14 protein-coding genes are annotated in these 9,065 nt (G+C 35.2%); all 14 read right to left on the bottom strand.

Features of this window, described 5'->3' with window-relative positions:
* Positions 1 to 173: 173 nt before the first annotated feature.
* Positions 174 to 323 carry a hypothetical protein gene (locus tag KDK67_RS04695; protein ID WP_250867681.1) on the bottom strand — a complete coding sequence of 50 codons (150 nt, stop codon included), beginning with the start codon at positions 321 to 323 and terminating at the stop codon, positions 174 to 176.
* Positions 324 to 1,085 (bottom strand): hypothetical protein, encoded by a 762-nt coding sequence (locus KDK67_RS04700; RefSeq protein ID WP_250867682.1) that lies wholly within the window; start codon positions 1,083 to 1,085, stop codon positions 324 to 326.
* A gap of 17 nt (positions 1,086 to 1,102) precedes the next feature.
* Positions 1,103 to 1,642, bottom strand: a complete 540-nt coding sequence (locus KDK67_RS04705) for a hypothetical protein (protein ID WP_250867683.1) — start codon at positions 1,640 to 1,642, stop codon at positions 1,103 to 1,105.
* A 67-nt stretch (positions 1,643 to 1,709) separates the two neighbouring features.
* Positions 1,710 to 2,075 (bottom strand): hypothetical protein, encoded by a 366-nt coding sequence (locus tag KDK67_RS04710; RefSeq protein WP_250867684.1) that lies wholly within the window; start codon positions 2,073 to 2,075, stop codon positions 1,710 to 1,712.
* Positions 2,076 to 2,624, bottom strand: a complete 549-nt coding sequence (locus KDK67_RS04715) for a hypothetical protein (RefSeq protein WP_250867685.1) — start codon at positions 2,622 to 2,624, stop codon at positions 2,076 to 2,078.
* A 725-nt stretch (positions 2,625 to 3,349) separates the two neighbouring features.
* On the bottom strand, positions 3,350 to 3,832 hold the full coding sequence (locus KDK67_RS04720; protein ID WP_250867686.1) for a hypothetical protein: 483 nt from the start codon (positions 3,830 to 3,832) through the stop codon (positions 3,350 to 3,352).
* Positions 3,833 to 3,837: 5 nt separating this feature from the next.
* Complete coding sequence (locus KDK67_RS04725) at positions 3,838 to 4,272, bottom strand: hypothetical protein (protein WP_250867687.1); 435 nt, start codon at positions 4,270 to 4,272, stop codon at positions 3,838 to 3,840.
* 62 nt (positions 4,273 to 4,334) lie between these two features.
* The gene (locus tag KDK67_RS04730; protein ID WP_250867688.1) at positions 4,335 to 5,612 is read right to left on the bottom strand and encodes a HEAT repeat domain-containing protein; all 1,278 of its coding nucleotides are present in this window, start codon (positions 5,610 to 5,612) and stop codon (positions 4,335 to 4,337) included.
* A gap of 201 nt (positions 5,613 to 5,813) precedes the next feature.
* Positions 5,814 to 6,905: an outer membrane lipoprotein-sorting protein gene (locus tag KDK67_RS04735; protein ID WP_250867689.1), complete on the bottom strand. Its 1,092-nt coding sequence runs from the start codon at positions 6,903 to 6,905 to the stop codon at positions 5,814 to 5,816.
* Positions 6,906 to 7,322: 417 nt separating this feature from the next.
* On the bottom strand, positions 7,323 to 7,574 hold the full coding sequence (locus KDK67_RS04740) for a hypothetical protein (protein ID WP_250867690.1): 252 nt from the start codon (positions 7,572 to 7,574) through the stop codon (positions 7,323 to 7,325).
* Positions 7,568 to 7,669: a hypothetical protein gene (locus KDK67_RS14430; protein WP_338101231.1), complete on the bottom strand. Its 102-nt coding sequence runs from the start codon at positions 7,667 to 7,669 to the stop codon at positions 7,568 to 7,570. The genes KDK67_RS04740 and KDK67_RS14430 overlap by 7 nt, the downstream gene beginning before the upstream one ends.
* Entirely contained in the window at positions 7,666 to 7,860 is a 195-nt protein-coding gene (locus tag KDK67_RS04745) for a hypothetical protein (protein WP_250867691.1), read from the bottom strand. The genes KDK67_RS14430 and KDK67_RS04745 overlap by 4 nt, the downstream gene beginning before the upstream one ends.
* Positions 7,861 to 7,976: 116 nt before the next feature.
* Positions 7,977 to 8,408 carry a hypothetical protein gene (locus KDK67_RS04750; RefSeq protein WP_250867692.1) on the bottom strand — a complete coding sequence of 144 codons (432 nt, stop codon included), beginning with the start codon at positions 8,406 to 8,408 and terminating at the stop codon, positions 7,977 to 7,979.
* Between the two features lie 302 nt (positions 8,409 to 8,710).
* A partial coding sequence (locus KDK67_RS04755) for a hypothetical protein (RefSeq protein WP_250867693.1) occupies positions 8,711 to 9,065 on the bottom strand: 355 nt, incomplete at its 5' end.

Genomic DNA, 9,065 nt, shown 5'->3' on the forward strand with positions numbered 1-9,065 from the left:
CTTGTAAAATATATTGGGAGGTGTCACTACATAAAGACATTGGGTAATAATTCTATCAATTATGGATATTATTTGTGAAGTTTTAGTATAGAGTTAGTTAATATAGGCTCTGTAGAAATCCTCAACCAAGCTAAACACACAACCTTGACAGTCTTAGGTTGTGTCGATTCGACTCAAGAAACAGTTGAATCCATAGAATACCTCATTAAAACCGTGGAAGGGTTTTCGTCCAGCAAAGTAATGGAATACTTGGGATTCTTGATAGCTTCTTTAACCTTTTCCAAATATTCTGCTTTTTCATTTCCAGATAGTTCTATTTTCATTTATGTAGATTCTCCAATTATCTTATTGTAATGTCTGATATACAAGATACCCAGGATAGGCATCAATAGGAAAAATCCCATATATGATATGTTAAAGAATATTTTAACCCAGAAAAATTTAATCATATTCTCATCGATTAATCCCAGACCCATTTGAACTACCTGTAGAATCACTGGGATAATAGCACAAAGCAATGGCAACAACACAATCAATTTCATTTCCTTTGTAATCTTCATCCTATCATAGCCTACGGAAGGCAGCAAGTAAATAAACAGGGTGATGGGAAGAATGATGACATATATTATGATCTGAGGTAATGTGTTATAAGGAAATCCCATATCAAATATTTCACGAGTTATAGGATATATTGCAATTTCCACGAGTCTCTGAATTGGAAGCAGCAAGTTATAAATCAACGAATCATGGGGAAATGTAGTTGTCACGATATGAGTATGTCCAATTATAGCTATTATAGTATGGAACATACCAATAATTAGCAAAGGTATATAGTACAAAACCTTTCTAATATCTCTCCTGTTCTTAACAATATTCTGCCCAATGAAGCTTATCGGTACTAAAAACAAGATAAATAATCCCAGTGTCATTACCAATGCATATATATCTAGATCAGACTGGCTTTTTGTCATTATCATTCCAAATATTGTTAAAATAATAACAGCTACCCATATATGCACTATAAAGAAAAGAAGTGCATCTAACGGTATTTTCGTTCTAACTTTTAAGACAAGATTATCAATCAAACGTTATTCCCCCTGATTCATTTTTGAGATCTTCGTAACACGAAACCCACGCACGCAAAAACAAGTACTAACCAATAGCTTCCAATAAACGGAATCGTATTATCAGATCTTGCCGTTGGTACAATCTCACTTTTGTTGGATTTCCCCATTGATTCAAGTTCACTTATTATTTCACCTCTATCGGCAGTAGGATGCTTCCCTGGTTCACCGATCGTTACTTTGAATCTGTTTTCAGCTACGTTTATGTCCTGAAGCATCAGTATTACCGATTCACCATTGTAAAATCGAGGTTCATTATTGTTGATATACATAGAACCCCTTTCCGTAATTACTTCAATTTCATTCGACGGAAGTGGTCCCATCAGCCATTCGTCTACTTTTATTGTTACTACTGAGTATTTGAAATGTTCTTGGACATTGGTTACATTCCCAACAGCGATTCGGTCAGAATCATTGATCTGATATGAGATCATGCCTGCTTCTTGAGTAAATAATGCATGTGCATTTGTTGCAGCAATCAAAAGTAAAAAGATCGTGAGAATGAATATTTTTTGCATTTTTGACACCTATATTGGCACATATAAGTTTATCTGAATATGAAATTTTCAATGAACATGATACAGTTCAATTATCCACCATTATCAGTATCCCACCAAGCACAATCAAAGATCCTATTGGGATCCATAAAAATCCCATAAAAATGAATCCAGCTACACCAGATGCAATAATCACAAGTACGGAATTGCAAATATCTTCCGACAACTTGTACGCTGATATTATCCCAATAATTGCAAGTGCGGTCGATGAAAATGTATTGATTGCCAATACGGTGATCGGATCAGAGATCCATAATATTTGTTCTACGGAATATCCAATGAACATACCATTGGTAGGTATTATTCCTGTAAGTGTACCGAATAGCCCTAAACTTATACAAATACCTGAAATTCCACCAATTGCTACTAAGTACCTTCCCCTATTTTCCATCATTTAAATACCCCATATTAAGTTGGTATATTTGATAAAAAATGCTACAGCTTGTATTATGAAAAGAAGTAATGCGATAGCCAAATATTTTCTTTTTCTAAATGCAACCAAATATCCCATAAATACGTGGGCAAATGAGAATGGTAAAAATTCAATGATATTACTGAATGTTGTGGACCATACAATAAGTCTACCAAATTGTTCAAATTGGGAAGTAAGAATTGTATGTATGGGTGGACCATAAAATATCATAAGTGGATACATCAATAATCCCAATGCTGCAGATGAATATTTATTTCCAGTGTAGTAGCCATAACAAGCCAATGCGATAAATGGAAATATGAATATATCGAACAACAAAAATGGGCGAAAAATATAGATCAGAGGTCCTATTGTTTTTGACAGTAAACCAATTTCAAAAAGCACCCATATTAATGCAAATATGAATGGCAATCCCAAGATGACAAATATGGAGTACTTTGGATTCTCGATAGCAGCTTTGATCCGATCTAAATATTCAGTTTTCTTATCTGCGGATTGCTTTAGTTCCATTTGTGTAGAACCCCCATTCTTTGGTTAAATAAAACACAGGAAAGATGTTTGTTCACTTTATCATTCTTCTTACTGATCTTTGATCTCAATTCTTAGAATTTGTTATCATTTCACAAAAGATTTCAATTCATTCATCTTATGTACATATCCCAGTAGAACAATAAATGTAGCTCCACCGATTGCCATTAACAAAAGTATACGGTTAATCATCATTTCCCATGTATAAATCTCATGAATATATGAATTGAAAATCAATACGAAATATCCACAAAAGATTCCAGTGATAACCATCAAAGCAACCACATGATAATCAAGCTTCTTCAACATCCTTTCTGTAATCATTATTAACATCCATGAAAGCAATTCTCGCATCATTCAATTCTTTTATTATTATCATATATCTCAAACACAGACAAGATTATTACCAATTAGAGCTATTCATTATATATTTAATTGCAATCCCATCTTATATATTTATTATGTTACATTAACTCATTTCATTTATTTTCTATACTTTGTTTTTTCACAAATCGATATTGAACCAATTAATATCACAGATATCAATGTAAAGTATAGCAACAATGACTGAAATTATCATTAAACCACCATTGATAAGCATGATAAATTGCTATTATAAGAGGCACTAAACGGTATATTTTTCTAAATAGTTTCATGATGAGTTTCCCAAAATTTCCCTATATTTTCCTTCATTTTAATCCATTGTTTTAATCAATGTGACTGACAATTTCCATGAGCTGCAGCACAAAGATAAGCAATGCAATTGCCAAATATGGCTTTTTCTTGAATGTAAATAATAATCCGATTAGTGAATGGGCAAGTGAATACTTCCAAAACTCATCAATAATCATAAATATGTATGACCATTCAAAATATCTCCAAAGTTGGTCGAATTGGAAATTAAGAATTTCATCAATAGGTTTGAAATAAAGGAGCATAAGTGGAATTATCAATAGTCCAAATATTGCAGAAGATAGTTTGTTTCCAGTGTAGTAGGCATAGCAAGCCAATGCAACAAGTGGCCCAACAAGTACAATGACCATACCAAATAGTCCAAATAATACCCCTAATAACGCAAGTATGAATGGTATTCCCAATATGATGAATATGGAGTATTTTGGATCCTTGATAGCATCTTTGATCCGATCTAAATATTCGGTATTTTCATTTGCATGTTCTTTTAGTTCCATTGTCCTCAATCCCAGCTTAAAACATGAACATCAACAACAAATTCACCGCTATCATTGGTGAGTGTGTAAGTAACCGTATTTCCCCAACTGGATTCAGTGTGAAATGAAACTGAATGATTTTCGGATTTGAAATGATATCCCCATTTAGGTTTGATCATTTCAGACTTCAGTTTTGGAGGTGTATTCCATTCCAGAGATTGTCTGCCTACCCTGATGCGTTCCCCTGCTCCGAGACTAAATGTTTTATTTACATATATGCTACCATCGTGTCTCGTAATCTCAATACTTGCATCGTGTGGATGTTCATCTTCGTTGACGATTGTGAAAATTGGTTCACTTGGTCCCGCAAGTAACAATGGGATTGCATACAATACGATGAATATAAACACTGCTACAATTGCGAATAGAGTAATCTGATTTGGCATTTGATTTTTTGGCATGATACCTCATCTCCCTAATTTGTGTACTACGCATTAGTTCCTGAAAATGCCCATTTAGTGATTCACGAGTTCAATCGTTTTTGCTTTCTAAGTGCGAATAAAAGTGCCATTACAAGTGAAGGGATGGTGAAGCCTGGGGCGTTAGGAGTCTCAACGTCATCCTCTATGAGATCTTCACATGGTGCTTCATCTTCTACGGGCATCTCATCAAATTCGAATTTTACTGGTATGTTATCGATACCATTCTGAACAGCTTTCTGGTCAATTGTCTCATAAATTTCATCCATCAAAGAACCATTGATCTCAGATCCTTCCAGGAATGTTACTGAGATATAACCATCATAACCTTGCCCGTAAGAAATAACAGGACCATCTGGATACATGTATTTCTCCATATCATTTCTTATATTCCTCATACTCTCAAGTTCATCAAGCCAACTTCGTCTTTCATCTTCTGTATAAAAATCCATTTCTTTTCCGTAGAATGTTATAACTTTATAGCTACTGTTTTGTCTTTTAATATTATCAATTGCTGATCTTGCAAGAATACGTACCCTATTTGACCTATCGTCCAGAGTTTTTGTAAGTGGTTCAATTGCTCTTTTGTCATCGAGTTCTCCAAGTGCCATTGCAGCATTTGATCTTACATTCTCATCTTCATCATTGAGTAGTTCAATTACAGGTTCAATTGCTCGCGAATCACCTGTTCCACCCAGAGCTCTAGCTGCATATGCCCGTACAAGTGGATTATTATCTTCTAAGACATCGATAAGGGGTTCCACGGATGGTTCTCCGATATTGCTTAAAGCTTCAGCAGCATCTACACCACCTGTATATCCAAGCATTTGAATCAATGGCTCTACTGCTCTTTCATCTCCGATTGCCCCAAGAATTCTTATTGTGGCCAAGTGGATGGGGAAAATTTCATTTTGATCATTCATGGCTCCAACCAGAGATTCTACTGCTGGCTCATTTATATTCCCAAGGGCAATTTCCGCAGCACGTTGGACTTCATTGTTTTCGTCACCCAGCAATTCAATTAGAGGTTGTATTGCTCTTTCATTTCCAATTTTCCCAAGAGCAGATGCTGAATTTCCTCGAATTTTAGGGTTTTTGTCATTTAGTGCCTGGATTAGAGGATCTACTGCAGGATCTCCAATTTCAACAAGGTTTTTCACAGCATCTAGTCTAATAAACACATCCTGGTGACCCATATTCTGTATCAATGATTCCATCATTATTTCATCTATAACAGTTTCATCAGAACTAGCACATGTAGAAACTGTGCCGAATATCAGAAGAATGGCTGATACAAAAATACATATAATTTTTACATACATGGTTAAAAATATGTGCAATATTATTAAAAATAATTGGTATGTTCTGTGATTAAAACAAAAATTACCAATTCATCCTGATGTTTATGGATTAAATTGAAGATGTTTGCTCAATTTCCTAGTATAGATCTCGCCTCATCCCCAGCCTACAACACTGATTAGTCGTGAAAAATAAAAAAAGTAGGAATCAGAGGATGACTTCCCTCATTCCATTGATTCAGCGATTTTTATGAGTTCATCTGAGTTCACTGGACCGCTTATTATCATTCTGGCATTTTCTATGTTCCATGAAAGGGATGCATAATCGTCACCAAATGGCGAAGAAACAACCTGGCCTTCATGCCCATTGATATCCACAATCTCACCCCTATTTTCCATTATTGTAGGAGATTCTTCCCCATAGAAAATTTCACTGATGCGGAGGGCTTCGGAATCTTTTGAATAGGTTATGGAAACAGTTTCCTGCACTTCGCCAAAAAATTGGGTATTATTATTAACTGTTGCAACTTCAAATTCATAGCCTTCAGTAATGTAGGAAGGAACCAACACATCATATTCAGACAACTCCTGTGCTTCATCAAGAGTTACTTCCTCGGGAATTAGGTCCTCAAGGCCATCAAGAGTGACCACTTCCGCCCCTTCGGGAATCTCAAACTCAAATTCCGAATCAGGAATACCTGTGTTGACTTCAAAATCCCTGTATTCTGTCACAATCATGAGATTGCCTTCATTATCATACATTTCGAACTTGAGAGGCATCCAGGTTTCCCTGTCAATCCACGTTTTCATGTCAACAACTAAGCCAGACGTTGAATTCTCATTTGGTTTTATGGATATTACATAACTGCCTCTGCCGTCAACGGTATCTATGCCATCTAAAGTGTAATCGTTATCATCCAGGAAATCCTGCATTATACCTGTATAATCCATTTGGCTGGCATCAAAATCTCCCATGGAACCCAGATTCATCGCCATCACAGAATTCTGATCGGGATTATATGTCCACATTGTTTTTCCGTTGGAAACCATAATCATACCTTCACCCTGTTCGGCTTGTATTATGGTGGTTTTCGTCTTATCAGGCATCTTTTGGGACATTGAAGAAATTGATGTGATTTCCTGCTCACCCAAATACGTCGTCATGTAAATGGTGGCAGAATAGTCCTCAATGTTTGCCTGCTTTTGCTGATATTCCTCAGCAATCTGTGCGGCTGTGAGCTCTTCACCAATACATCCTGCTGAAAAGAGCATGAGTGATGTTATCAGTAAAATAAGTGTTAATTTTTGTGTATTCATAGTTCCACTCCATAAGTTATGGAATAAAACCATAGTCAGGTATAAAAATTTAACGATTTTGTAAAAAATAGATGGAGTGCTACTAATTTTTCATGGACTGTAAACCTATTCCCATTTTTCTTCGGTAAGACTTAGGAAATTTCCAGTTGTACTAGGTATGTTGACCGATGTCCGAACCTAGGACAGAAAACAATATCTTGCACCCATATGATACGTTCGATTCATTTATTTTCTACACTTCGCTTTTTTACAAATCGATCCATTGGACCAATTAATATCACAGATATCAATGTAAGGTATAGCAACAATGAACTGAAATTATCATTAAACCACCCTTGATAAGCATTATATAGTGCCAGTATGAGTGGTATTGTACGATATATTTTTCTAAATATTTCCATGATGAGTTCCTCAATGTTACTTATTGACTTTTCTAAATAATACTAGAATAAAAGCTATCAAAACAATTATTGCCAACGCATAAAGGACACTGCCAATGATCTGTCCTGTAAGCATAAAGAACATGCCATATTTATTTGGATAAAAATACTCCATGAAATGGTATAAAATTGCAATAAGCAATAACAACAATCCAAATGATGCACTTATATAATTGTGATAAAGATGTCTTGCGATATTTTGTATTAAATCCTCAACTTCTTTCAGCATACTTGTCCCTCATCCCCAATATGTGATCTGACTAGATAGTAATACAGCACCGCACCTATGAAATTCAGAAAAATTAGAACGAGCGACCAGATCAGTTTATCATTATCCCCTTGCTGGGAAAATCATCAGTGTTCCTCTGAAGGCAGTCACATAACATGAATATCCAGAAAACAATAACTATTGCGATAATTCCCCATAATAGTTGACCTATGTGATATGTAAAAACAAGTATGGCAAAGAATACCATAAGTCTGACAATTGCCCATTTTGATTTTATTTTGCTCACGCTTATGCCCCCATATTGTTAGCTTAATACATCTTAGTCTCGTATTCAGTTTTAGTCAATATCTCATCACAAAATAGGACCACATTTGTTGTTCCGTAAATGGAATGCTTCTGAGTTCAATCAACAAATCCCCTTATAAAAAATACTACCCAGAACAGAAAACAGCATATCGCAAGAATATTGTACTGTATTTCTTTTATTGATGCAAAATAGCCTTCCAAGCCACCGAGGATAACCAGAATTCCAAAATAAGTAAGAATCTCCATACTGATAAACTCTCTCGATATAATTGAACTCGAATAGAAATAAAGGAAAAGTCCGACTACAGGTAGCACTCCAACTATAACGGATCCGATCTTATCCCTCGTAATCAATCCATACATGATAGGGGCTAGGGCTAAGAGAAACAGGCTAAAAACCTCAATCAGAAATGTCAATGAGCCACCAATTATTGTATCTAATGTATGTCCAAAATGGATTGCTCCAGTTGTAATAACGATGATTACTGAAGATATGATGATTGAGAGAATTAATTTTTTTATGTTCATTTATCACCCTTCACAATACTTGAAAACATAAATTTAGCAAAGTCCCCCTTACTGAAGTCCCAATTTAACAATAGTCCAGTAGGTAAGAAACCCGTAAAGAAAAGACCCCACAAGTGATATTTCGATTAGCAGATTGTCATGTACTACATGTTTAGCCACAACTCCAGAGAGTACGATTATAGCAATAACCGTAAAAATTGGAATTACAAGTCTTAATGTTTTTTGTCTTTCCATGTTATTACCAAAGAATACAAATTATCACCATTCTCAAAAATTCTCAATCAGTATTTTTAAGAATCATCTTAATTGACCGAGTAAAACAATTTTGCTACTTCTTCACTGGGTATAAGATATCCATTTACCTCATCTAACTTAGGATTCGATGGATCTACGCCATATTTACTGATGTAATCGGTTTCTGCCTTCTCAATAATACTAATCATTTCAGCTTCAGTAATTATGATGTCATAATCCTTGCCATGTTCCATCCCTTCAGGGGGTTTGCCGTCTTCTGTAACAAGCACTTGGCTGTCACTTGAAAGTATGGTCCCTTCAAGGAAATTGGGTAATTCATTATTGGCGAATTTTATATCATTTTCTGTAATGTTATATTTTCTATACATATCCTGTAATTCTTCGGAGGTATAATTTGTGTCT

Origin of the sequence: Methanococcoides seepicolus (genome assembly GCF_023684405.1) — an archaeon.
GTDB classification, from domain to species: Archaea; Halobacteriota; Methanosarcinia; order Methanosarcinales; family Methanosarcinaceae; genus Methanococcoides; species Methanococcoides seepicolus.

Coding starts and splice junctions, on each gene's coding strand:
- KDK67_RS04695 (WP_250867681.1), bottom strand. CDS start 323: ATGAAAATAGAACTATCTGGAAATGAAAAAGCAGAATATTTGGAAAAG.
- KDK67_RS04705 (WP_250867683.1), bottom strand. CDS start 1,642: ATGCAAAAAATATTCATTCTCACGATCTTTTTACTTTTGATTGCTGCA.
- KDK67_RS04710 (WP_250867684.1), bottom strand. CDS start 2,075: ATGATGGAAAATAGGGGAAGGTACTTAGTAGCAATTGGTGGAATTTCA.
- KDK67_RS04715 (WP_250867685.1), bottom strand. CDS start 2,624: ATGGAACTAAAGCAATCCGCAGATAAGAAAACTGAATATTTAGATCGG.
- KDK67_RS04720 (WP_250867686.1), bottom strand. CDS start 3,832: ATGGAACTAAAAGAACATGCAAATGAAAATACCGAATATTTAGATCGG.
- KDK67_RS04725 (WP_250867687.1), bottom strand. CDS start 4,272: ATGCCAAAAAATCAAATGCCAAATCAGATTACTCTATTCGCAATTGTA.
- KDK67_RS04730 (WP_250867688.1), bottom strand. CDS start 5,612: ATGTATGTAAAAATTATATGTATTTTTGTATCAGCCATTCTTCTGATA.
- KDK67_RS04735 (WP_250867689.1), bottom strand. CDS start 6,905: ATGAATACACAAAAATTAACACTTATTTTACTGATAACATCACTCATG.
- KDK67_RS04740 (WP_250867690.1), bottom strand. CDS start 7,574: ATGCTGAAAGAAGTTGAGGATTTAATACAAAATATCGCAAGACATCTT.
- KDK67_RS04750 (WP_250867692.1), bottom strand. CDS start 8,408: ATGAACATAAAAAAATTAATTCTCTCAATCATCATATCTTCAGTAATC.